This is a genomic window from Sphingomonas sp. PP-CE-1G-424 (genome assembly GCF_004341085.1).
In the GTDB taxonomy this organism is placed as follows: domain Bacteria; phylum Pseudomonadota; class Alphaproteobacteria; order Sphingomonadales; family Sphingomonadaceae; genus Sphingomonas.
Genome location: NZ_SLXW01000001.1, coordinates 1,020,577 through 1,043,783 on the forward strand (window position 1 = coordinate 1,020,577; position 23,207 = coordinate 1,043,783).

21 protein-coding genes are annotated in these 23,207 nt (G+C 65.7%); 13 read left to right on the forward strand and 8 right to left on the reverse strand.

What is annotated here, in order from left to right:
- Position 1 precedes the first annotated feature (1 nt).
- From phaC to clpS, 3 genes are all read left to right on the forward strand, one after another.
- Positions 2–1,714, forward strand: a complete 1,713-nt coding sequence (gene phaC / locus C8J43_RS04715) for a class I poly(R)-hydroxyalkanoic acid synthase (protein WP_133029892.1) — start codon at positions 2–4, stop codon at positions 1,712–1,714.
- 336 nt (positions 1,715–2,050) lie between these two features.
- Positions 2,051–2,512: a phasin family protein gene (locus tag C8J43_RS04720; RefSeq protein ID WP_165899545.1), complete on the forward strand. Its 462-nt coding sequence runs from the start codon at positions 2,051–2,053 to the stop codon at positions 2,510–2,512.
- 190 nt (positions 2,513–2,702) lie between these two features.
- Positions 2,703–3,041: an ATP-dependent Clp protease adapter ClpS gene (gene clpS / locus C8J43_RS04725; protein WP_056053421.1), complete on the forward strand. Its 339-nt coding sequence runs from the start codon at positions 2,703–2,705 to the stop codon at positions 3,039–3,041.
- Positions 3,042–3,196: 155 nt separating this feature from the next.
- On the opposite strand, the gene C8J43_RS04730 is transcribed toward clpS, so the two are convergent.
- Positions 3,197–3,880, reverse strand: a complete 684-nt coding sequence (locus tag C8J43_RS04730; protein WP_243645425.1) for a Crp/Fnr family transcriptional regulator — start codon at positions 3,878–3,880, stop codon at positions 3,197–3,199.
- Positions 3,881–4,130: 250 nt separating this feature from the next.
- Between C8J43_RS04730 and murA the strand changes: the two genes are divergently transcribed.
- A complete protein-coding gene (gene murA, locus C8J43_RS04735; RefSeq protein ID WP_056053418.1) occupies positions 4,131–5,414 on the forward strand; it encodes a UDP-N-acetylglucosamine 1-carboxyvinyltransferase in 1,284 nt (427 codons plus the stop codon).
- Positions 5,415–5,741: 327 nt separating this feature from the next.
- Here murA and phbB read toward each other — a convergent pair whose 3' ends face one another.
- From phbB to C8J43_RS04755, 4 genes are all read right to left on the reverse strand, one after another.
- The gene (gene phbB, locus C8J43_RS04740) at positions 5,742–6,464 is read right to left on the reverse strand and encodes an acetoacetyl-CoA reductase (RefSeq protein WP_121886355.1); all 723 of its coding nucleotides are present in this window, start codon (positions 6,462–6,464) and stop codon (positions 5,742–5,744) included.
- 28 nt (positions 6,465–6,492) lie between these two features.
- Complete coding sequence (gene hemH, locus C8J43_RS04745) at positions 6,493–7,500, reverse strand: ferrochelatase (RefSeq protein ID WP_107954106.1); 1,008 nt, start codon at positions 7,498–7,500, stop codon at positions 6,493–6,495.
- Positions 7,497–9,683 carry a molybdopterin cofactor-binding domain-containing protein gene (locus C8J43_RS04750; protein WP_133029894.1) on the reverse strand — a complete coding sequence of 729 codons (2,187 nt, stop codon included), beginning with the start codon at positions 9,681–9,683 and terminating at the stop codon, positions 7,497–7,499. The genes hemH and C8J43_RS04750 overlap by 4 nt, the downstream gene beginning before the upstream one ends.
- 158 nt (positions 9,684–9,841) lie before the next feature.
- Complete coding sequence (locus C8J43_RS04755) at positions 9,842–11,530, reverse strand: class I adenylate-forming enzyme family protein (protein WP_165899546.1); 1,689 nt, start codon at positions 11,528–11,530, stop codon at positions 9,842–9,844.
- Positions 11,531–11,597: 67 nt separating this feature from the next.
- Between C8J43_RS04755 and lgt the strand changes: the two genes are divergently transcribed.
- The 6 genes from lgt to C8J43_RS04785 all read left to right on the forward strand — a co-directional run bounded on the left by lgt (position 11,598) and on the right by C8J43_RS04785 (position 17,170).
- Complete coding sequence (lgt, locus tag C8J43_RS04760) at positions 11,598–12,503, forward strand: prolipoprotein diacylglyceryl transferase (RefSeq protein ID WP_243645403.1); 906 nt, start codon at positions 11,598–11,600, stop codon at positions 12,501–12,503.
- Positions 12,504–12,680: 177 nt separating this feature from the next.
- Complete coding sequence (locus C8J43_RS04765; RefSeq protein ID WP_243645426.1) at positions 12,681–13,643, forward strand: SAM-dependent methyltransferase; 963 nt, start codon at positions 12,681–12,683, stop codon at positions 13,641–13,643.
- Complete coding sequence (locus tag C8J43_RS04770) at positions 13,616–14,152, forward strand: GNAT family N-acetyltransferase (protein WP_347812496.1); 537 nt, start codon at positions 13,616–13,618, stop codon at positions 14,150–14,152. Before C8J43_RS04765 ends, C8J43_RS04770 begins: the two co-directional genes overlap by 28 nt.
- A 169-nt stretch (positions 14,153–14,321) precedes the next feature.
- The gene (pgeF, locus tag C8J43_RS04775; protein WP_133029896.1) at positions 14,322–15,095 is read left to right on the forward strand and encodes a peptidoglycan editing factor PgeF; all 774 of its coding nucleotides are present in this window, start codon (positions 14,322–14,324) and stop codon (positions 15,093–15,095) included.
- A 77-nt stretch (positions 15,096–15,172) separates the two neighbouring features.
- The gene (locus tag C8J43_RS04780) at positions 15,173–16,519 is read left to right on the forward strand and encodes a cystathionine gamma-synthase family protein (RefSeq protein ID WP_120301506.1); all 1,347 of its coding nucleotides are present in this window, start codon (positions 15,173–15,175) and stop codon (positions 16,517–16,519) included.
- 135 nt (positions 16,520–16,654) lie between these two features.
- Positions 16,655–17,170, forward strand: a complete 516-nt coding sequence (locus tag C8J43_RS04785; protein ID WP_133029897.1) for a phosphoribosyltransferase family protein — start codon at positions 16,655–16,657, stop codon at positions 17,168–17,170.
- Between the two features lie 345 nt (positions 17,171–17,515).
- Here the strand turns inward: C8J43_RS04785 and C8J43_RS04790 are convergent, their stop codons facing one another.
- Positions 17,516–17,911: a glycine zipper 2TM domain-containing protein gene (locus tag C8J43_RS04790; RefSeq protein ID WP_056054699.1), complete on the reverse strand. Its 396-nt coding sequence runs from the start codon at positions 17,909–17,911 to the stop codon at positions 17,516–17,518.
- A 155-nt stretch (positions 17,912–18,066) separates the two neighbouring features.
- Here C8J43_RS04790 and C8J43_RS04795 point away from each other — a divergent pair, with 155 nt between their 5' ends.
- Positions 18,067–19,092: an esterase-like activity of phytase family protein gene (locus tag C8J43_RS04795; protein ID WP_243645404.1), complete on the forward strand. Its 1,026-nt coding sequence runs from the start codon at positions 18,067–18,069 to the stop codon at positions 19,090–19,092.
- A 97-nt stretch (positions 19,093–19,189) separates the two neighbouring features.
- Here C8J43_RS04795 and rpmB read toward each other — a convergent pair whose 3' ends face one another.
- Positions 19,190–19,489 (reverse strand): 50S ribosomal protein L28, encoded by a 300-nt coding sequence (rpmB, locus tag C8J43_RS04800; protein WP_056053386.1) that lies wholly within the window; start codon positions 19,487–19,489, stop codon positions 19,190–19,192.
- Positions 19,490–19,671: 182 nt separating this feature from the next.
- Here rpmB and C8J43_RS04805 point away from each other — a divergent pair, with 182 nt between their 5' ends.
- Positions 19,672–19,890, forward strand: a complete 219-nt coding sequence (locus tag C8J43_RS04805) for a hypothetical protein (protein ID WP_056487387.1) — start codon at positions 19,672–19,674, stop codon at positions 19,888–19,890.
- Between the two features lie 39 nt (positions 19,891–19,929).
- Positions 19,930–20,379, forward strand: coding sequence for a nucleoside deaminase (locus tag C8J43_RS04810; RefSeq protein ID WP_243645405.1), 450 nt, complete (start codon positions 19,930–19,932; stop codon positions 20,377–20,379).
- A gap of 139 nt (positions 20,380–20,518) precedes the next feature.
- On the opposite strand, the gene pepN is transcribed toward C8J43_RS04810, so the two are convergent.
- A complete protein-coding gene (pepN, locus tag C8J43_RS04815; protein WP_133029898.1) occupies positions 20,519–23,107 on the reverse strand; it encodes an aminopeptidase N in 2,589 nt (862 codons plus the stop codon).
- Between the last annotated feature and the right edge of the window lie 100 nt (positions 23,108–23,207).

Sequence of the window (23,207 nt, forward strand, 5' to 3'; positions counted from 1 at the left end):
CATGGCCGATACTCCTCCCGAAGCTCCGACCCTCCCCGATCTCCAGCATTGGACGTGGGTGATGGGGCGTGCGCAGCAGATGATGATGGAGCAGGGGCTCGCCGCGATGCAGGCCAAGCCCGAGGGAATCCCGGCGATTCCCGGCTTCACCGACCCCGCCACGCTGGAGCGCGCGCGCGATTTCTGGGCCGAGAGCCTGACGTTGTGGCAGCGGTTTCTCGATCCGGCCAAGGCGCCCGATCCCGTGCCCGTCACCGACAAGCGCTTCAAGGCGCCGCAGTGGCGCGAGCCGGTGTTCGACCTGATCCGGCAGAGTTACGAGCTGATCGGCGACCACATGCTGCGCGGCGTCGAGGCGGTCGACGGACTCGACCCCAAGCAGAAGGAGCAGTTGCGGTTCGCCACCAAGGGGTTCGTCGACGCGATGAGCCCGACCAATTTCGCGCTGACCAACCCGCAGGTGATCGAGAAGACGATCGAGACCCGCGGCGAGAATCTGCTGAAGGGCCTGCAGAACATGATGGCGGATCTTGCCCGAGGGCAGGTGACGCATACGCCCGACGGTGCGTTCGAACTCGGGCGCAACCTGGCGATGACGCCGGGCAAGGTGGTGAAACGCACGTCGCTCTACGAACTGATCCAGTACAGCCCGACCACCGACCGCGTACTCGCGACGCCGCTCCTAATTTTCCCGCCGTGGATCAACCGGTTCTACATCCTCGACCTGACGCCCGAGAAGAGCTTCATCCGCTGGGCAGTCGAGCAGGGCATCACCGTGTTCATGGTGTCGTGGAAGTCGGCCGATTCGAGCATGAAGGACGTGGTCTGGGACGACTATGTCGGCGCGCAGGTCGAGGCGATCGATACGGTGCGGACTGCGCTGAAGGTGTCGGCGGTGCATACGATCGGGTATTGCGTGGCGGGCACGACGCTTGCCGCCACGCTCGCGCTGCTGGCGGCGCGGGGTGAGGAGGCGAAGGTCGCTAGCGCGACGTTCTTCACAGCCCAGGTCGATTTCGCGCAGGCCGGCGAACTGCAGCATTTCATCGACGACGAGCAGCTGAAGATGGTAGCGTCGCTGTCGCCCGAGGGGGTCCTCGACGGACGCTACATGGCGACGACATTCAACCTTTTGCGCGGGCGCGACCTGATCTGGAACTACGTCACGCAGAACTACCTGCTGGGGCAGGACTATGTGCCGTTCGACCTGCTCCACTGGAACGGCGACACGACCAACCTGCCCGCGAAATGGCATCTGAGCTATCTGACCGACCTGTACCGCGACAACCTGCTGGTGACGGGGACGATGACGGTGGACGGCACGCCGATCGACCTGACCAAGGTGACGACGCCGAGCTATATCCAGGCGGGGCGCGAGGATCATATCGCGCCGGCGGAAAGCGTATGGAAGCTTACCCAGCTGTTCGCGGGACCGTTGAAATTCGTGCTGGCAGGATCGGGGCACATTGCCGGAGTCGTGAACCCGCCGGCCGCGGGCAAGTATCAGTTTTGGACCAATCCCTCGCCGCATACGACGCTCGAGGACTTCGTCGAGGGGGCGACCGAGACCAAGGGAAGCTGGTGGCCGGACTGGGTCGAATGGGTCCGCGCAATCGATCCGAAAACCGTTGCAGCCAAAGGGGTTAGGCATGCCGGAAAGGGGGCCCTCGCGGCGCTGGGCGATGCGCCCGGCGAGTATGTCAAAACCCGGTAGCGCTACCTTACGTAAACGTCATGGTGCAGTGCACAAATTCATTGTGCGCCGCCGCGAATCGTGTAGAAGGGCCGCGACATAACTCCGAAGAGAGGTGCGTGGATGGTGGATATCGTGAAACGGACGGCCAAGGCCGGTTCGAAGCCTGTCGCCACCGCGAAGGCTCCTCGGACCGTCGCCAAGCCGGCACAACCGGCACCCAAGCCGGTTGCAAAGACGCCGGCGATCGACACACCTCCCGCGGCTGCTTTTGTATCGCCGCAACCGGACTCTCCCGCCCCGATTATGGCCACCGTGCCAACGGGGATCCCAGCTAGCGACACAAAGGACGCCACGATGGACACGATCCAGAGCATCACCGAGAAGACCAAGGCCCTGTTCACCAATGGGTTCAGCGGCACCACCACCAGCGAATTCAGCGAGCAGGCCAAGGGCGCGATGGAGAAGTCGGCGAAGATGGTCGAGGACATGACCGCATTCGGCAAGGGCAACATCGAGGCGCTGGTCGAATCGTCGAAGATCGCCGCGAAGAACGTCGAGGCGCTCGGCCACGAAGCTGCCGAGTACGCCAAGACCTCGTTCGAGAGTGCGACCGAAGCCGCCAAGACGCTCGCGGCCGCCAAGTCGCCGACCGAGTTCATGAAGCTCCAGGGGGATTATGCGCGTACTGCGTTCGACACGATGATCGCCGAGGGCTCGCGCTCGACCGAGCGTCTGCTGAAGATGTTCGGCGAGTTCGCGCAGCCGATCTCGAACCGCGTTGCGGTCGCGACCGACAAGATGAAGATCTCGGCATAAGTCGATAGCGCCGCCTTCGGGCGATGCGACACGAAAGGGGCGGCCGTCACGCGATGGTCGCCCCTTTTGCGTTGCGGATTTCGCGCGAGGTTTGCGGGCGCCCCCCTTGCTCTTGCCCCCCGGCATGCCATATTTCGACGGCATGCTTTTGACCCCTGAAATGACGACTCCCCGGCGGACGGGCGAGCAGATGGCCGAGCGCCGCGACGATGGTGGCGAGGATGGCAATGGCGGCACCGGCGCCGGCATCGCGACCAAGACGCGCGCGAAGACCAAACAGCCGACGCCGTACCGTGTGCTGATGCTCAACGACGATTATACCCCGATGGAGTTCGTCGTGCTGTGTCTCCAGCGCTTCTTCCGGATGGACATGGAGGCCGCGACTCGCGTGATGCTGCACGTCCATCAGAAGGGCGTCGGGGTGTGTGGCACGTTCAGCTACGAGGTGGCGGAGACCAAGGTGAGCCAAGTGATGGATTTCGCCAAGCAGAACCAGCACCCGCTACAGTGCACGCTCGAGAAGGCGTGAGCGTCCCACTCTAAGCTGATCCTCCCCCGCAAGGGGGAGGTGGCACCGAAGGTGACGGAGGGGGAGGCTTGCGCCAACCTGGGTTCCGTGTCCTCCCCCTCCGTCTGGCAAGAGCCAGCCACCTCCCCCTGGCGGGGGAGGATTAGAGGGCGTTCTTACCGCGCGGGCGGCAACCAGCGCAGGTCAAGCCCGTCGAACCGGTCGATGTAATTTGCGGCTTGCGCGAGTTGCACCTCGTTGAGCAGCGTAACCCGGCCCGTCTCCCGCCGAATCAGACCGTCTTCCTCCAACTGCCGAAGCATGCGGTTGACGTGGACCGCGGTAAGCCCGGTGGCGTCGCCGATCTCCTCCTGCGTCAGGCCGAGCATGAAGCTGTCCCCCATCGCGCGATCGCGCATCCGCAATCGGTTGCGCATCTCGAGCAGCAAAGCCGCGATCCGCGCCTTGGCCGAGGTGCGACCGAGTGCGGCGAGACGGTCGGTGAGCGCGACCTTCTCCATCTGGTTCATCACCATGATCAGCGCCGACAGGCGCGGGTGATCGGTGACGAGCCCGGTCATCGCCGAGCGATCGAACGAACACACCGTGCAGTCGGTCAGCGCGACCACCGTTTCGGGGGAGTCGCGGTACACCAGCGCCGAGACCGCCAGCATGTCACCGGCATAGAGGAAGCGCAGAATCTGGCGGCTGCCGTCGTCGAGCAGCACATAGCTCATCGCCATGCCGCGCTGCAGGATGAAGAGTTCGGCCTGCGGATCATTTTCGCGCACGAGGACGGCACCGCGACGCAAGTCCCGCGGGCGCTCCTCCAACCGCGCTAACGCAGCCTTCTCGTTCATCGACAGGTCGATGAGATCGCCGACGCGGTCGGCGAAGCAGCTGTCCGGCACTCTGTAATGGTCCCCAATGTTCGAGAACCACAGAGCAAAGCTAGGATTTCCGCGCATTAAAGTCGATCAAGCGGGGGTGTTAGCGCTACGGAAGCAGTGAGCGGTCCCAACGCGGGACTTGACCCCCCGGCAGTATCCGCCCGTCGCCTGATCGATGCGCGGCCCTTGCGCAGAACGCCAGCCGCGATAGACACCCGGGATGGACCGTATTCTCATTCGCGGCGGCAATCGCCTGTCCGGGCGCCTGCCCATCTCCGGTGCGAAGAACGCCGCGCTCACGCTGATGCCGTGCGCGCTGCTGACCGAAGAGCCGCTGACACTGCGCAACCTGCCCCGGCTGGCGGATGTCGACGGGTTTGGACATCTTCTCAACCAGTTAGGCGCGTCGACCGCGATCCAGGGGACGCGACCGGAGGATTTCGGTCGGGTGATGACGATCCGCGCGGGCAATCTGACCTCGACCGAAGCGCCGTACGACATCGTGCGGAAGATGCGCGCGTCGATCCTGGTGCTCGGGCCGTTGCTCGGGCGGGGCGGCGAGGCGACGGTGTCGCTGCCGGGTGGCTGCGCGATCGGTAACCGGCCGATCGATCTGCACCTGCGCGCACTTGAGGCGATCGGTGCCGAACTTGAGATGGCCGCGGGCTATGTGAAGGCGATCGCGCCGGGCGGGCGCCTGCCGGGCGGCCGCTTCCGCTTCCCGATCGTGTCGGTCGGCGCGACCGAGAACGTCGTGATGGCGGCGGTGCTCGCAAAGGGTACGAGCGTGATCGAGAACGCCGCGCGCGAGCCCGAGATCGTCGACCTGTGCAACTGTCTCGTCGCGATGGGCGCGTCGATCGACGGGATCGGCACCGAGACGCTGACGATAGAAGGCCGCGATCGGCTGCACGGTGCGACCTATGCGGTGATGCCCGACCGGATCGAGGCGGGCAGCTATGCGTGCGCGGCGGCGATCACCGGAGGCGACCTGGAACTGGTCGGCGTGTCGATCCCGGACATGGGTGCGACGATCGATGCGCTGGTCGAGGCGGGCGTGTCGGTGACGCCGACCAAGGACGGCGTGCGGGTCGCGTCGGACGGCAAGCTGCAACCCCTGACCCTCTCGACCGCGCCGTACCCCGGGTTCGCCACCGACATGCAGGCCCAATTTATGGCAATGCTTTGCATGGCCGACGGCGCCAGCATGCTGACCGAAACGATCTTCGAGAACCGCTACATGCACGTGCCCGAACTGGCACGGATGGGCGCGGACATCCAAGTCCACGGCCGCACCGCGATGGTCCGCGGCGTCGACAAGCTGGTCGGGGCGCAGGTTATGGCGACTGACCTGCGGGCTTCGATGAGCTTGATCTTGGCCGGGCTTGCGGCGGATGGCGAGACGTCTGTTGGGCGGGTGTATCACCTCGACCGTGGGTATGAGCGGTTGGAAGAGAAGCTGAGCGCGGTTGGTGCGGATATCGAGCGTGCTAGCGACGGGTGATTGAGGCGCTGTAGTTTGAACAGGCGTTAGCCCTCTTCCCGAAGGGGAGAGGGAGTAGGATGCCAGGTGTTTTGCGGTGGCATCCTTGTTCGTCGCGGACGCTGTGGGCTTCGGTCTGAGGAGCGCTACCTGTCCTCGTTCCCCAGCGAAGGCGGGGGCCCAGGATCAAGCAAGACCGTCCTCGGTAATCCGGTAGACATCTAATCAGCGCCGCCGGCAAAGCCGCCGTCGGACGAGTTCGGCCTAGCCGACCCGCCGGCCGTGCCGGGCGCTGCCCGCTCGCTTCGCTTGCTGGCATCGGCGCGGACGTTGCCGTGCCTGCGCCCGTCAGTACATGTGCTGCCCGCCATTGATGCTCAGCGTAGACCCGGTAACGAATCCGCCCTCCTCCGAACACAGGAACGCCACCCCACGCGCGATCTCGGTCGCTTGGCCAAGGCGCCCGACCGGAATCTTCGCGACGATCTTCTCCAGCACGTCGGCCGGCACCGCCGCCACCATGTCCGTATCGATATACCCAGGCGCGATTGCATTGACCGTGACGCCCGCGCGTGCGCCCTCCTGGGCCAAGGCCTTCGTGAAGCCGTGGATGCCGGACTTGGCCGCAGCATAGTTCACCTGGCCGTATTGCCCAGCCTGCCCGTTGATCGAGCCGATGTTGACGATCCGCCCCCATTTGCGCGTGCGCATGCCGGGGAAGACGGCCTTAGCCATGTTGAAACAACCGCCAAGATTGGTGTCCATCACCTCTTTCCAATCCTGGTACGTCATCTTCAGGATGGTGCCGTCGCGGGTGATGCCGGCGTTGTTCACGACGATATCGATATCGCCCAAATCGGCGGCGACCTGCGCACAGCCCGCCTGGCACGCATCATAGTCGGCGACGTCCCACTTGTAGGCCGCAATGCCCGTGCGCTCGGTGAACTCCTTCGCGCGCGTGTCGTTGCCGGCATAGGTGGCCGCGACCGTCAGACCCATGTCCTGCAATGCGAGACTGATCGCTTCGCCGATTCCGCGCGTACCACCGGTTACAATTGCGACGCGTGCCATCAGTCTCTCCTCAGTGTTTTGCCGAAGGCTAGCCAGCCCGCACCCATCCTTCAAGCTCGCGCGCCAAAATGCTGCGCAACATTTCCACGCCGACCGGGCTGTCGTTGAGGCAGGGGAGATAGGCGAAGTGCGTCCCGCCAGCCTCTTCGAAGCTCTCGCGACCGCGGATCGACAGTTCCTCCAGCGTCTCCAAGCAATCGGCAGAGAAGCCCGGCGCGAAGATCGCGACCTTGGTCTTGCCCGCCTTGGCTAGCGCTACGAGCGTCTCGTCGGTCGCCGGCCCCAGCCACTTCTGCGGCCCGAACCGCGACTGGAACGCGATCGTCAGCTCGCGCCCCATGCGCTCGCCGAGCAACCGCGCGGTCTTCTGGCAGTGGCAGTGATACGGATCGCCCTGCTGCAACGTCCGCTTCGGCATGCCGTGGAAGCTGGCCACGATTGCGTCCGGCGTGAAGTCGAGCGCGGAGAGTCCCTCTTCGAGCGAGTCCTTCAGCGCGTCGATATAGAGCGTGTCGTCATAATAAGGCGGCAACGTGCGGATCGCCGGCTGCCAGCGCAGACCGGCGAGATGCTTGAACGCCTTGTCGTTCGCGGTGGCGGTCGTTGCTGCGCAATATTGCGGGTAGAGCGGCGCGAGCAGGATGCGTTCGCAGCCTGCCGCCTTCATCGCGGTCAGCCGGTCCGAGATCGACGGATTGCCGTAGCGCATCGCCCAATCGACCAGCACTTCCGGACCGAACGAATCCTTCAACGCCGCGGCCTGCAACCGGGTGATCGCGGCGAGCGGCGAGCCATCCTCGCGCCAGACCTGCGAATAGGCATGCGCGGACTTTTTCGGGCGGGTGTTGAGGATGATGCCGCGCAGGATCGGCTGCCACGCGATCTGCGGGATCTCGACGACGCGCGAATCGGACAGGAACTCGCCGAGATAGCGCTTCACCGATTTCGCATCGGGGCCATCGGGGGTGCCGAGGTTCATCAGCAACACGCCGATCTTGGGTTTCGGAATCGGGGGATGATCGGGGGGCAGGGTCATGGCGCTGGTCTTAAAGGCAAATTGCGGATGCGGAAGCCCGTTGACGCATAGAGCGCGTTGGCGATCGCCGGTGCGACCGCGGGGACGCCGAGTTCGCCGACGCCGCCGGGCGCTTCGTCGCTGCGGATCACCTCTACCGTGATATCGGGCGTGTCGGCGAGGCGGGGCAGGCCGATCGTGTCGAACCCGCGCGCGTCGGCGAGGCCGCGGGTGAAACCGGTCGATGCGCCGAGCGCGGCGGCCATGCCGAAGATCAGCCCGCCCTCGATCTGCTGACGGACGATGTCGGGATTGATTTGCGCGCCGCAATCGACCGCGGCGACGAGCCGGTCGACGACCGGACGTTGGTCCGCGCCGATATGCGCCTCTGCCATGACGGCGATGTAGCTGCCGCGGAACGCGTGGCACGCGATTCCCTGGCCGCTACCGGCGACGCCGCCGTCCCATCCGCCGAGCGCCGCCGCAGTCGACAGGCAGCGCGCGAGTCGCGGTTCGCCGCCGAGCATGCCGATCCGGAACGACATTGGTTCGGACTGAGCGGTGCGGGCAAGCTCGTCGAGAAAGCATTCGGTGAAGAACGCGGTGTAGCCGTGTGCGCCGCCGCGGAGGTGGCCGGTAGGGATGCCGATCTCGGCGGGGTGATGCTCGATCGCGTAGGCGGGAATGCGATAGACCGGTGTTGCGCCCGCGACGGCGTAGCGGTCGCCTTTGACGCCGATCAGTGCCGCTTCAGTTGCGAGGCCCGGCATCATCCGGCGTACCATCTCGGCGCCGGTCGAGGGGGCTGCGATGTTGGCCGACCAGCCCATGATCGCGCCGTTGGGGGCAAGCCGTGCGGCCATCTTCGCGACGGCGGGTGGGCGGTAGTGATCGTGGAGCGAATCTTTCCCGCGCGACCAGACGAGGCTGACCGGGCGTCTTAGCTTTACCGCCAGCACTGCCGCCTGTTCGGCGACATCGTGTTCGAGTGCGGCGCCGAACGATCCGCCGATCAGCATCGGGTGGACGACGACGGCGTCCTCGCTGAGGCCCGCCGCGCGCGCTGCTGCCGATCGTGCGAGTCCCGGTGCTTGCGTCGCGAGCCAGAGTTCGAGGCGGCCGTTGGAAAAGGAGGCGGTCGCGCTGCGGGTTTCGATCGCCGCGTGCAGGCCGAGGCCGGCGCGATAGGTTGCGGTGACGAGCTTGGCGCCCTGGAAGGTCGTGGCGACGTCGCCCGCGGACGCCATCTGCGTGCCGGGACGGGCTAGCGCCGCGTCGAGTGCCGCGTCGATCGACCTGGTATCGGGGAGCGGGGCGTCGTTCTCGAACCGCGGGGCGAGCGCGTCGAGCGCCTTTTGCGCGGCCCACCCTGTCGTCGCGACGGCCGCGACCCAGCGCGGGTTCTCGACTACCGACAACACGCCGCGGATGCGGTCGGCGGCGGCGCGGTCGACCTTCGTCAGGCGAGCGCCGACCGGGCCCTGGCGGATCGCGGCGTGGACCATGTCGGCAAGGCGGACGTCGCCTGCGAAGTTGGCCGAGCCGTCGACTTTCGAGGGGGTGTCGAGGCGGGGGACCGATTTGCCGACTAGCTTGCCTGCACCCTGGATACCGAGCGGGAGGGGATCGGGGAGGGCGAACTTCGCGGCCTCCTCGGCGAGTTCGGCGAAGCGGATGCGCTTGGTTTGGTAGGTGCAGAAGCCGGCGTCGACATTGACCTGGGTCCAGTCGGCGTCCCAGCGCTTGGCGGCCGCCATGCAGAGCAGCGCGCGGGCGCCTGCGCCGGCCTCGCGACAGGCTTGCTCGAACATCCGGATCGAGCTCGATCCGCCGGTCAGCATCGGTGGTTGCGGGGTGCCTTGCGGGAGGCGGTCGAACAGGCCTTCGAATAGGTCGTGCGTGCCGATTGGGTTGGCGTAGAGCGGGTTGAGGGGGGCGGGCTCGACGCCGATCGTGCGCCAGTCCGCGCCGAGCTCGTCCGCGACGATCTGGGGGAGGGTCGTGTAGACGCCCTGGCCGTGCTCGACCTGCGGGACGGCGACGGTGACGTGGCCGTCGGTGCCGATCTTGAGCCACGCGCCGAACGGGGTTTCGCCGGGGTTGGCGACGAGGTTTGGGGCGTAGCTGCGTGGCCACAGACCCCAGGCGACGACGAGCCCGATCCCTGCGCCGCCGCCGACGAGTATGCTGCGCCTGTTGATCATGGAGTGGCTCTAATCCTTCTCCCCCACGGGGAGAAGGTGGCGCGAAGCGGCGGATGAGGGGGAGTGGGTCTCCGGGGCCGTGCCTGGAGTCTCACCGCCCCTCTCCCTTCCGTCGCCAAGCGGCTCCTCCCTCCCTCTCCCCGGAGGGGCGAGGAACTTTAGGCTAGCGCTCGGTACGTGGCCTTGAGCGAGACCTTGTCGATCTTCTCCGTCCCCAACCTCGGCAGCGGCTCTTCCGAAATCCAGATCCGCTGCGGTATCTTGAACGCGGCGATGTGCTGGTGGAGGAACGCGGTCAGGTCGTCCGGGGTCAGCGTTTCGCCGTCCTGCGGCACGACCACGGCACCCGGCACCTCGCCGAACTTTTCGTCCGCCAGCCCGAACACGGCGGCTTCTGCGACCGCTGAGTGTTCGTACAGTGCCGCTTCCACCTCCTGGCACGAGATGTTCTCGCCGCCGCGGATGATGATGTCCTTCTTGCGATCTACGATGAACAGATAGCCGTCCTCGTCGAGATAGCCGATGTCGCCGGTGCGGAAATAGCCGTCCGACGTGAACGCAGTGGCGGTCGCGTCGGGGCGGTTCCAATATTCCTTGAAGTTGCAGATCGTGCGGATGCAGACCTCGCCGCGCTGGCCCTCGTCGACAGGGTGGCCGGCATCGTCGAGGATCGCGAGATCGACCAGCGGCGCGCCGGGGCGGCCGGCGGAATTGGGCTTGGCGAGGTAGTTGCCGCGCCAGTTGCCGGTGCCGACCGCGTTGGTCTCGGTCAGGCCGTAGCCGATCAGCGGTGCGCTGCCGCCCATTTCCTCGTCGATGCGGCGGACGTGATCGACCGGGCGGGGTGCGCCCCCCGCGGCGAAATCGGTGACGGTCGACAGGTCGTAATTGGAGCGGTCGGGGTGATTGAGGATCTCGAAGCTCATCAAGGGCACGCCGACGAAATAGGTCACGCCCTCCGCTTCGATCAGCCGCATTGCCTCGCCTGCATCCCATTTCGGCATCAGCACGAGCTTGCGCCCCATCGCGAAGCTCTGGAGGAAGACCGGCACTTCCCCGGTGATGTGGAACAGCGGGATCGTCAGCAGCGCGACCGGCTGGCCGACCGGCGGATTGCCTTGCGCGGTGGCGATCCCGACCATCATCATGACTTGGCCGAGATAGTTGAAGATGCCCTGCACGATCGCGCGATGCTCGGACAGCGCGCCCTTCGACTGGCCGGTCAAGCCCGATGTGAACAGGATCGTTGCATGATCCTCTGGCCCGAGCAGCGGGAGGTCGGCGGTGTGATCGTCTTTCGCGAACACGGCTCCAAGCGCGGCGTCGAGCTCGCGCGAATCGTCGATCTCGACCACTGGCGACCGTAGGCCTGCGATCTGCGCGAGGCGCTTCACGCGGGGCGGATCGCCGAACACGAGTGCGCAATCGACCTCGCCGATCGCTGTCTCCAGTTCCTCCGACTGCCACCAGCCGTTGAGCAACGTCGCGACGCCGCCGGCCATGACGATGCCCATGTAGAGCACGATCCAAGACGGCGAGTTGCGCATCGCGATGCCGACGCGGTCGCCCTTGGCGATGCCGTAGCCGCCGACGAGGGCGCGGGCGGTGCGCTCTGCGGCGGCGTAGACCTGACCGAAGGTCAGGCGTTCATCGCCCGAGACGAGGAAGACGGCGTCGCGGTGTTCGTTGGCATAGTGGGCGAAATAGTAACTGAGCGCGGGCGGGGCGGCGGCGATCGTCGGCAGCGTGACGCCGAACCGCTCGACCGATCCGAGCGCGAGCATCCCGTCGGGCGCGGTCAGCGCGGCCATCGTCGAATCCATAGCCACGTCCAGCTCGGTCCGCATATCGCTCTCCTACTTGGTCTTATCGTTATCGGCCTTTATGCAGGGGCGAACGCGTGGGGAAAAGCCTTTGATCCTGTCGACCATCACCGCCGCTGCGGGTGCCGTAGCGCCTGCCGTCGGCAGTCACATCCGCTTCGAGGATCTGGGGCTGCACCCCGACGTCTTCTCGATCGGGTTCTTCACGCTGCGCTGGTACAGCCTCGCCTATATTGGCGGGATCCTGCTCGGCTGGTGGTATCTGCTGAAGCTGCTCGCCCAGCCCGGCGCACCGATGGCGCGGCGGCATGCCGACGACCTCGTATTCTACGCGACGCTCGGGATCATCCTCGGCGGGCGCCTTGGTTACGTGATCTTCTACGCGCCCGAGATGTTCCTGCATCCCTTGCGCATCTTCCGGCTGTGGGACGGCGGGATGTCGTTCCACGGCGGGGTGATCGGCACGTCGATCGGGCTGATCCTGTTCGCGCGGAAGCATCAGCTCAACTGGTTGCGCGTGCACGATTATATCGCGTGCTGTGTGCCGTTCGGGCTGTTCTTCGGGCGGCTGGCGAACTTCGTGAATGGCGAGCTGTGGGGCAAGCCGACCGACGTTGCGTGGGGGATCATCTTCGAGCGCACCGTGCCGTTCGGGATGGTCGAGCCGGCGCGGCATCCAAGCCAGCTGTACGAGGCCGGGCTGGAGGGTATCGTCCTGTTCGCGCTGCTGTGGTTCGCGTTCTGGAAGACCAAGGCGCGGTACGATCCGGGCAAGCTCGTCGGGTTGTTCGTGCTGGGGTACGGGATCGCGCGGTTTACCGTCGAGTTCTTCCGCGAGCCGGATTCGCAGCTGCGGGCGTTTGCCGAGCATACCGGGCTGCACATGGGGCAGTGGCTGTGCGTGCCGATGATCATTGGCGGCGGGTATCTGGTGGCGACGTCGGCCAAGCGCCGCGTGCGGGTCGAGTCGATCGCGGGAACGGCGAGCGTCGCTTAACGCCCCTCCCGCTTGCGGGAGGGGTTGGGGGAGGGCATGGCCGCAAATGTCATGGCCAACGATAATCCAGCCCCTCCCCTAACCCCTCCCGCAAGCGGAAGGGGAATAGACACCGCCCTCCCAGAACGCCTCGCCCGCGCGGTCGCGCTCGCAGGCCCGATTCCCGTCGCGCAGTATATGGCGGCGGCGAACGCGCACTATTATGCGACGCGCGACCCGTTGGGGGCGGGGGGCGATTTCACCACTGCGCCCGAGATCAGCCAGATGTTCGGCGAGCTTGTCGGTTTGTGGTGCGCGGATCTTTGGGATCGCGCTGGCCGCCCCGAGGTGGCTTGGGTCGAACTCGGGCCGGGTCGCGGGACGCTGGCGGCCGATGCCGCGCGGGCAATGGCGAAGGCGGGGCTGGAGCCGCCGGTTCATTTCGTCGAGACCAGTCCGGCGCTGCGTAAAGCTCAAGCCGAGCGCGTGCCTGCTGCCACTTGGCACGACGCGATCGATACGTTGCCGACCGATCGCCCGCTGATCATCGTCGCCAACGAGTTCTTCGACGCGCTGCCGATCCGGCAGTTGGTGAAGCGCGAGCAGTGGCATGAACGGCTCGTCGCGGCACAGGACCTGCTGTTCCTGCCGATCGCCGGCAAGCCGCTCCCGGATGCTGTCATCCCCGAACCGTTTCGCGACGCGCCCGCCGGCTCGATCCTCGAAACCTCGCCTGCAGCCGTGACGATCATTCGCGGTCTCGCCAAGCGGATCGCCGCGCAGGGCGGTGCGCTGATCGCGGTTGACTATGGCTATGAGGGGCCGGCGCTCGGCGACACGTTGCAGGCGGTGCGCGGGCATGCGTTCGCCAATCCGTTCGAGGCGCCCGGCGAGCACGACCTGACCGCGCATGTCGACTTCACCACGCTCGCTGCGGCAGCACAGGCCGAGGGCGCGGTCGCGTGGGGGCCGGTGACGCAGCGCGACCTGCTCGGTGCGCTCGGCATCGATTCGCGGACGTCGGCGCTCGCCAAGGCGTCGCCTGCGCGGGCGGAGGCATTGGCAGCGGATCGAAGGAGGTTGATGGACGATATGGGCACGCTTTTCAAAGCGCTGGCGATCACCGCGCCGACTTGGCCGACGCCGGCGGTGTTTGCATGATCGCCTATCGGCATGCCGTGCCCACTGATGGCGCAGAACTCGCCGCGATGGCGAAGCGGTCTTTCACCGACACGTTCGGTACGCTGTACCGGCCTGAAGACCTTGCAGCGTTCCTGGAGCAGACGTTCGGCGAAAAGGGTCTTCCGGCACAGCTGTCCGACCCTGCCTTCACGGTGCGTGTCGCGGTGGACGAGGCGGGTGCGATCGTCGGGTTTGCGAAGATCGGCCCGGTGGCGTTTCCAGGCGATTGGCCGGCGACGGCGATCGAGCTTCACCAGCTTTATGTGCGGGGTGACCAGCATGGCGCGGGTGTCGGCCCTGCGTTGATGGACTGGGCGATCGATGTTGCGCGCGCCGATGGGCGGACGGAGATGATCCTCAGCGTGTATGTGGATAACCACCGGGCTCACCGGTTCTATCAGCGGTACGGCTTTGTCGAGATCGGGCGGTATGTGTTCATGGTCGGGCAGCAGCCTGATGATGACCGGATCATGCGGCTTGTGCTGTGATGCTCGATGCCTCCAGAGATATCGTAGCGAAAGGCCGCCACCCCGGCGGAGGCCGGGGCCCAGTTGGAAAGGTCTTGGTAACGGCGCGATGCCTGCTGTTTGGAACGTCACCCAACTGGGCCCCGGCCTCCGCCGGGGTGGGGATGTGTTTGATGTTGGGTGCCCTAAAATGACCATCGACCTCATCCGCGCGAAGGCGCTTGGCGACATTCCGCATGGCTTTCTCGGCCGGCGTGGCGGCGTCTCGACCGAGGCGTATGCGAGCCTCAATGTCGGCATCGGGTCCGACGACGACCCCGCCGCCATTGCTCAGAACCGCCGTCGCGCTACCGAAGCCGTTCTCCCCGGCGCGAAGCTCGTCGGCCTCTACCAGGTCCATTCCGCCGACGCGGTCACCGTCATCGAACCGTTCGACGACGCGATCCGTCCGCATGCCGATGCGCTGGTCACCAATCGTCCCGGCCTCGCGCTCGGCATCCTCACCGCGGACTGCGCACCCGTATTGTTCGCCGACGCGCACGTCGGCGTCGTTGCCGCAGCCCATGCTGGCTGGAAAGGCGCGCTCGGCGGCGTCACCGATGCGACGATCCTCGCGATGGAGGCGATCGGTGCGCACCGCGACCGGATCGTCGCTGCGGTCGGGCCGTGCATCGCGCGTGCCAGCTACGAGGTCGACGACGGCTTCATCCGGCGGTTCTGCGAAGCAGATCCGGAGAACGAGCGCTTCTTCGCGGACGGTCGCGCCGTCGAGAACAGGGGCGATCATTACCAGTTCGACCTGGAGGCCTATGTCGTCAGCCGGCTCGCGGTCGCCGGGATCGGTCGGATCGAGGCGCTCGGGCTCGACACCTACGCCGATGACGATCGCTTTTTCAGCTATCGGCGCGCGACCCATCGCGGCGAGCCCTCCTATGGGCGTCAGATCAGCATCATCGGCCTGTAACGGCTCCCAAAGCCTGCGCCGGTCGTTTAGGCTCCGCACATCGGCTCGCATAAGACGGGCCACGCAGGAGCATATTGATGTCCGATACCCCCGAAAACGCCGGCGCAGTCCCCGCCGAAACCGAAGCGGACCTGACCGGCGTCGCCGCGCGCGTCGCGCCGAAGCCCGAGGTCGAGAAGATCGGCGGGCGCAAGTTGAAGCCGTCGACCTTGATGATGGGGCATGGTTACGATCCCGCGCTATCGGAAGGCTCGCTGAAGCCGCCGATCTTCCTCACTTCGACCTTCGTGTTCCCCAATGCGGCGGCGGGCAAGCGTCACTTCGAAGGCGTTACCGGCAAGCGTCCGGGCGGGGCCGAGGGCCTCGTCTATTCGCGCTTCAACGGGCCAAACCAGGAAATTCTCGAGGATCGTCTCGGCGTCTGGGAAGAGGCGGAGGACGCGCTCGCCTTCTCGTCGGGCATGTCGGCGATCGCCACGCTGTTCCTGGCGATGGTCAAGCCGGGCGACACGATCGTCCATTCGGGGCCATTGTACGCGGCGACCGAGACGCTGATCGGCCGCGTGCTCGGCAAGTTCGGGGTCAAGTGGCTCGACTTTCCGGCGGGTGCGACGCGCGAGGAAATCGACGCGGTGATGACCGAGGCGGCGACCGGTAACGTCGCGCTGATCTATCTTGAGAGCCCGGCGAACCCGACCAACGCGCTGGTCGACGTCGAGGCAGTTGCGGCCAGCCGCGACGCGATCTTCAAGGGTGAGAAGCCACCGATTGCGATCGACAACACGTTCCTCGGGCCGCTGTGGTTCCAGCCGCTCAAGCATGGCGCGGATATCGTCGTCTACTCGCTGACCAAATATGTCGGCGGGCATTCGGATCTGGTCGCGGGCGGCGTGCTGGGGTCGAAGGAGCACATCAACACGATCCGGACGATGCGGAACACGATCGGGACGATCACCGATCCGAATACGGCGTGGATGCTGTTGCGATCGCTGGAGACTCTCGAACTGCGGATGAGCCGCGCGGGCGAGAATGCGGCGAAGGTCTGCGGTTTTCTCCGCCACCATCCGAAGGTGGAGCGGGTCGCGTATCTCGGCTTCCTCGAGGACGAGCCGGGCATGGAGCGGCAGGCGGATATCTATCGTCGCCATTGCACCGGTGGGGGCTCGACCTTCTCGTTGTACCTCAAGGGCGGCGAGCGTGAGAGCTTCGCGTTCCTCGATGCGCTGAAGATCGCCAAGCTGGCGGTGTCGCTGGGGGGGACCGAGACGCTGGCTAGCCATCCTGCGGGGATGACGCATCTGTCGGTGCCGGATGCGCGCAAGCAGGCGCTGGGGATCACGGATAATCTCGTGCGAATCTCGATCGGGGTGGAGGATCCGGACGATCTGATCGCCGATTTCGAGCAGGCGCTGGAGACGATCTGAGCCCAACCCTCCGTCATGCCGGGCTTGTTCCGGCATCCACCGTGCCGCACATCGATCGAGAATAGTTCGCGGCACGGTGGACCCCGGAACAAGTCCGGGGTGACGTTTCGATGTACACTGGCTAGCGTCCTGCCGATGCCAATCTTCACCCCGATCCCGCAGCACGAGTTCGTCGCCGCGATCCACATCCTCGCCGCCAAGCTGACCGAGGATACCTGGAAGCCCGATTTTATCATCGGCATCGGCCGCGGGGGCCTCGTGCCGGCGGTGTTCCTCAGTCACGCGATCGGCTTGCCGACGCTGTCGGTCGACTATTCGAGCCAAGTGAAGGACTTTGCCGACGAACCGCTGGTCAAGCTCGCCAAGCGGACGCGGGACGGCGAGCGGCTGCTATTCCTCGACGACATCAACGATTCGGGGCGGACGATCACGCATTTGCGCGGGGCGCTTGTTACGGCGGGGGCGGTCGAGGGATCGGTGCGGTTTGCGATGTTGATCGACAACGTCAGTTCGGCCGAGCGGATCGAATATAGCGCGCGGACGATCGACCGGGCGGTGACGAAGGACTGGTTCGTGTTTCCGTGGGAAGCAGTCGCGCCGGCAGCTGCAATTGCCGAGGATGCGGCGGAAGTGCCTGAGCGGATCGCCTGACCGAGCCCACCACCTTCATCCTGACGAACGTCAGGACCCAGGGTAATTGACCACCATCGATCTTGGCTCTGAATCCTGACTTTCGTCAGGATGACGGAGTTGGCGTATGGGGCCTGTCGGTGCGTGCCGTTGCCGGATTCAGACGAACAAAGGGCCGGCTCCCGTACGGGAAGCCGGCCCTCGCCCTCGATACGCTACGCGAGGGAACTGGGAAACTGGTTGGGTGGCCTAAACGGGGCGCGACGTCGGCAAAGCCGTCGTCGGTCGGGTCAGGCTAAGCGCCTGCCCGCCGTCCGTGCCGGCGATTGCTTGCTTTCGCTCGCACCGGCCCGGGCGTTGCCGGGCTTACCGCCGGCAATACCCGGGGTTATCCGACTTATCGATCGCGTTGCCGGCAAGGCCACCGCCGGCCGCGCCGAGCAGGGTCCCGATCGTCCGGTCACCGCGACCGGCGATGGTGTGGCCGAGCAGGCCGCCGGCGAGTGCGCCGATGATCGTGCCGCCGGTGTTGTCGCAACCGCGACGGCTGCGCGCGTTGTAATTGTAGCGGCGGTCGTTGCCGCGGTACTCGCGATAGTCGCTCCGGTCGTAACCACGATCGTATCCGCGATAGCCGTCCTGATACCCATCGTAGCCACGCTCGTAGCGTGGACCCCAGCGCTGCGCATCGGCGGCGGCGGGAACGAGGGCGGTCGCACCCAATGCGAGGGCACTGGCGGCGAGTGTAAAAGTCTTGAACATCGTGCGTCTCCCGTTGGGGATTTCGGCGGCGGCGGGGGCCGTGCTTCCATCCTCGATGAGACGCTTATGGGTGATTCGCATTGAGCCGAGCCTGAATGCCTCCGTTATCCGCTGTTCATGCTTCCGCGGATCGCCGAACGCCCTATTAGGACGCGATGCGGCGCCTGATCACTATCCTGTTCGTCTGCGCGAGCGTCTATACGATCGTCCCGACCTGGTCGGGTGAAGCGCGGCTCGACCTGCTCGGCAAGAGCGCGCAATTGACCGCGACGCGAGTCATGCTCGATCGCACCGACCCGCGGCATGTGCGCGTTGGCGGGCTGACGTATCTTGGCGGGGTGGCCCTCGACAGTCGTGATCCGGCGTTTGGCGGCTTCTCGTCGCTCGATGTTGCGCATTCCGGCACTGACGACCGATTCACGCTGCTCAGCGACGGCGGCAATATCGTCCAGTTCCACATGGGGCAGGATTGGCGGCCGCATGCGATCGCCTTCGCAAACCTGCCTGCCGGGCCCGGAATCGGTTGGGAGAAGGGCGACCGTGACAGCGAATCGATGGCGATCGACCCGCGCACCGGCCAGATCTGGGTCGGCTTCGAATACCGCAACGCGATCTGGCGATATTCGCCCGGGTTCGCGGGCTACGAGGCCCGCGTCAATCCCGAGGCGATGCGAAAATGGCCCGCCAATGGCGGTGCGGAATCGATGGCCCGCATGCCGGATGGCCGGTTCGTGGTCGTCAGCGAGGTAGCGCATGCCCGTCCCTCGGACTGGAACCGGTCGGAAGACGAGCGGCTGCACACACGGCAGGCGCTGATCTTCGCGCGGGATCCGACTCAGGCCGGTCCACCTCAACGCTTCACCTACGAACCCTATGGCCGCTACGATCCATCCGACGTCACCGCATTGCCGAACGGCGATCTGCTGGTGCTCGATCGTGGGTTCAGGCTGCCGTTCCGCTGGTCCAACCGGATATCGCGAGTCGTCGCACGGGATGTGGCAGCGGGACGAATCGCGCGCGGCCGGCTGATCGCGACGATCGATGCGCCGCTGATCCACGACAATTTCGAAGGGATCGACACGACGGTCGAGAACGGCGCGACGATCGTGTGGATCGTGTCGGACGACAACCAGATGTTTCTCCAGCGCACGCTGCTGCTGAAATTCAGGCTGGATCGCTAGCCTTACAAACGCCGACGGCCCGCCCTGCGAGGTGCAGGGCGGGCCGCGGTGATCGCACTAGACGTCGCTTGTAGGCGACGACCGCCAACCGTCGCTGTTAGGCGGCGACGGCCGATGCTGCGATCTTCTTGACGACTTCGCGCTTCAGGCGACGAACGCGAAGCGACAGCTTGTCGTCCGAGACCTTCACCAGCCAGTTGTCGAGGCCGCCATTATGCTCGACGGTACGCAGGCCGTGCGTCGAGACGCGCAGCTTGACGCCCTTCTCGAGCGAATCGGACAGCAGCGTGACGTTCTGCAGGTTCGGAAGGAACGTGCGCTTGGTCTTGTTGTTGGCGTGGGAGACGTTGTTCCCGACCATCCGGCCCTTGCCGGTCAGTTCGCAGATGCGCGACATGTGATTACCTATTCAAGTGTCGGGAGGAACCCCGGAAAGGCGCGCGGATAGCTGGCACGCCGGCTTTCGTCAACCGATTCACGTCGAACGTGCCTGCGGCTGTTCGCGATGGGCATTGTGCAACCCACGGCGATCGACGACGTTGTTACGCTATCGAACTGTTCAATAAAAGGGGATGTCCCATGCGTACGCTCTTGTCTCTCGTCGCGATCGTCGTGCTGGTCGTGGTCGGCCTGATGTATTTCGGGATCATCAATATCGACCAGACCCGCCAGGGCGTCGTCCAGGCACCGAAGTTCCAGGCCGACGTCGCCAAGGTCACGCTCGGCACGGAGAACAAGACCGTGGCCGTGCCGACGATAAACGTCGAGAAGCCGGGCAACAGCCAGGCACCGAACTGATCTTTACGCGGGGGAGCTTGCGGGGCAGGGCTTGAGGCCATGTTTCCCGTCCCCGAACCCATGCGCCGCGCGCTCGACGCGGCACGCGATGCGGCGCTGGCTGGGGAAGTCCCGGTTGGCGCCGTTGTCGTTAAGGACGGCGTGATTATCGCGACGGCCGCCAACGCGCCTCGAGCGTTGTGTGATCCGACTGCGCATGCCGAGATCCAGGCGATTCGCGCTGCTGCGCTGGCGTTGGGCAGCGACCGGCTCGAGGGGTGTGATCTGTGGGTAACGCTGGAGCCTTGCGCGATGTGTGCCGGGGCGATCGCGCATGCCCGGATCGCGCGGCTCTATTATGGGGCGGCGGATGTGAAGGGCGGGGCGGTCGAGCATGGACCGCGGTTTTTCGGGCAGCCTACGTGTCATCATCGGCCCGAGATTTATGCGGGAATTGCGGAGACCGAGGCTGCGGGGATCCTGCGCGAGTTCTTTGCTAGTCGGAGGTAGGTCACCGCGGTCGCGCTCGGCCCCTCGGCCCCTTTCCGTTCGCCCTGAGCGAAGTCGAAGGGTGTGCACCAAGTGAAGGTGCTTCGACTTCGCTCAGCACGAACGGGGGGGAATGGGTAGGTCCGAAGTCTCTAGCGCGTTACCCTTCCAGACTCTTCGACGCCTGCTCGAACAGGTCCTTCGACAGCCCCGGCGTCGACACGATCCGCTCCAGTTCCGCGCGCATCAACCCGGCGCGCGCCGCGTCGAACCGGCGCCAGCGGCCGAGCGGCGGGAGAAGCTTCGCCGCGGTCTGTGGGTTCAACCGGTCGAGCGCGATCAGCTGGTCCGCGAGGAATCGATAGCCACTCCCGTCGGCGGTGTTGAAAGCCCGCTGGTTCGCGCTGAACGCGCCGATCAGCGAGCGGGCGCGGTTGGGGTTGGTCAGCGTGAAGTCGGCATGCTCGGCGAGCCCCGCGACGATCGCGCCGGTATCGTCGCGCGACGACTGCGCTTGAGCCTGGAACCACTTGTCGAGCACCAGCGGGTTGTCGCAATATTGGCTGTAGAAGATGTCGAGCGCGGTGGTGCGGATGTCCGACGCGCTGCTGACCAGCGTCGTCAGCGCGCCCATCCGGTCGGTCATGTTGTCCGCCGAATCGAACTGCGCGAAGGCGAGGTCCGCCGCATCCGCCGCACCGCTTGCCGCTATATAGCCGAGTGCGACGGTTCGCAGGCGACGCAGGCCCTTGCCCTCCGGCGTATAGGCGTAGGACTGGCCCTCACCCCGCGCATACGCCTGGCGCCATTGCGCCTCCAGCCGCGTGCCGAGATCGCGGCGCAGCGCTTCGCGCGCGCGGAAGATCGCGTCGGGATCGACGACGGCCATCTGGTCGCCGATGAAACTCTCCGGCGGCAGTAATACGGCCTCGGCGACGAACGCCAGATCGAGATCGGGATTGGCGAGCGTGTTCGCGACCGCTGCGATCACGGCCTCGTGATCCGCATGCCCGCCGACCGACGCGACCAGCGTATCGAGCATCAACTGCTGCATCGCCTCGTAGCGCGCGAACGGATCGTCGTCGTGCGCGCTGAGGAAGGCGAGATCGGCGGCGGTGCGGTCACTTTCGACCACCACGGGGGCGGAGAAACCACGGTTGATCGATAGCACCGGGCGTTCGGCGAGGCCTTCGAACTCGATCGTGTCGAGCGTGCCGTCGAACAGGACGAGGCGTTCGTCTGTCAACGCCGCACCCGATTCGGCACCGAACAGCTTGATCCGCAACGGCAGGACCATCGGTGACTTCACTGGCTGGCCGGGCGTTGCGGGCACCTGCTGCGCGAGGCGCAACGTCGCGCGGTCGCCGTCCTGCGAGAGGCTGGCCGAGACGCGCGGCGTGCCCGCCTGCGAATACCAGAGGCGAAACTGGGTGAGGTCGACGTTGCCCCCTTCCTCCATCGAGGTGACGAAATCCTCGCAGGTGGCGGCGGTGCCGTCGTAGCGGTCGAAATACAGGTCGGTGCCCGCGCGGAAGCCCTGCGGTCCGAGGATCGCGGCCATCATCCGGATGAGCTCGGCGCCCTTGTTGTAGATCGTCGCGGTGTAGAAGTTGGAGATCTCCTGATAGGATTCAGGCCGCACGGGATGCGCGAGCGGGCCGGAGTCCTCGGGGAACTGCGACGCGCGTAGGCCGCGGACGTCCTCGATGCGCTTTACCGCGCGCGAACCCTGGTCGGCGGAGAAGCCCTGGTCGCGGTAGACGGTGAAGCCTTCCTTGAGCGACAGCTGGAACCAGTCGCGGCAGGTGATTCGGTTGCCCGACCAATTGTGGAAGTATTCGTGCGCGACGACCGCGGCGATCGCGTCGTAATCATAATCGGTCGCGGTATCCGGATCGGCCAGGATGTAGCGCGAATTGAAGATGTTGAGACCCTTGTTCTCCATCGCGCCGAAGTTGAAATCGTCGACCGCGACGATGTTGAACACGTCCAGATCATACTCGCGGCCATAGGTCGTCTCGTCCCACGCCATGGCAAGTTCGAGCGCCTTCAACGCATGGTCGGTCTTGGGCAGGTCGGCCTCGCGCACCCAGATGCCGAGCGACACCTCGCGCCCCGACATCGTCGTGAAACTGCTGCGATTTACCGCGAGGTCGCCGGCGACCAGCGCGAACAGGTAGGAGGGTTTGGGGAACGGATCGTGCCAGGTCGCCCAGTGGCGGCCGTCGTCTAGATTGCCCTGCGCGACCGGATCGCCGTTCGCGAGCAGCACAGGGAAGTGCTTTTTGTCCGCGGTCATGCGGACCGAATAGATGCTGAGCACGTCGGGGCGGTCGGGGAAATAGGTGATGCGGCGGAAGCCCTCCGCCTCGCACTGCGTGCAGAGATTGCCGCCCGAGGCATAGAGTCCCATCAACTGCGTGTTGCGATCGGGGGCGATCTCGACCTGCGTCTCGACGACATGCGCGGCGCCGGTGAGCGGAATGACGAGCTGTTCGCCGTCGATCCGCCAGTCGTTGATCGCCACGCCGTCGACCGTGACCGACAGCGGCTTCTGGCCCGCACCGTCGAGCCGCAGCGGTGCGGCGTGATCGCCGTTGCGCGTTACCGACAGTGTTGCCGTTACGCGGGTGGTGGAGGGATCGAGGTCGAAATCCAGTTTCGTCTCGGGGACCAGCCACTCGGGCGGGGTATAGTCCTCGCGGCGAATGACGAGCGGGTGGGCGAGACTGTTCTGGATATCGAGCATATGTTTGCGAATATAGGGCTGCGCCCGCCTATCGCCAGCCAAAGCTTGCGTGGGTGACGGTGGATGCTACGCCGCTGCAACACGTTCCCTTTGCAAGGAT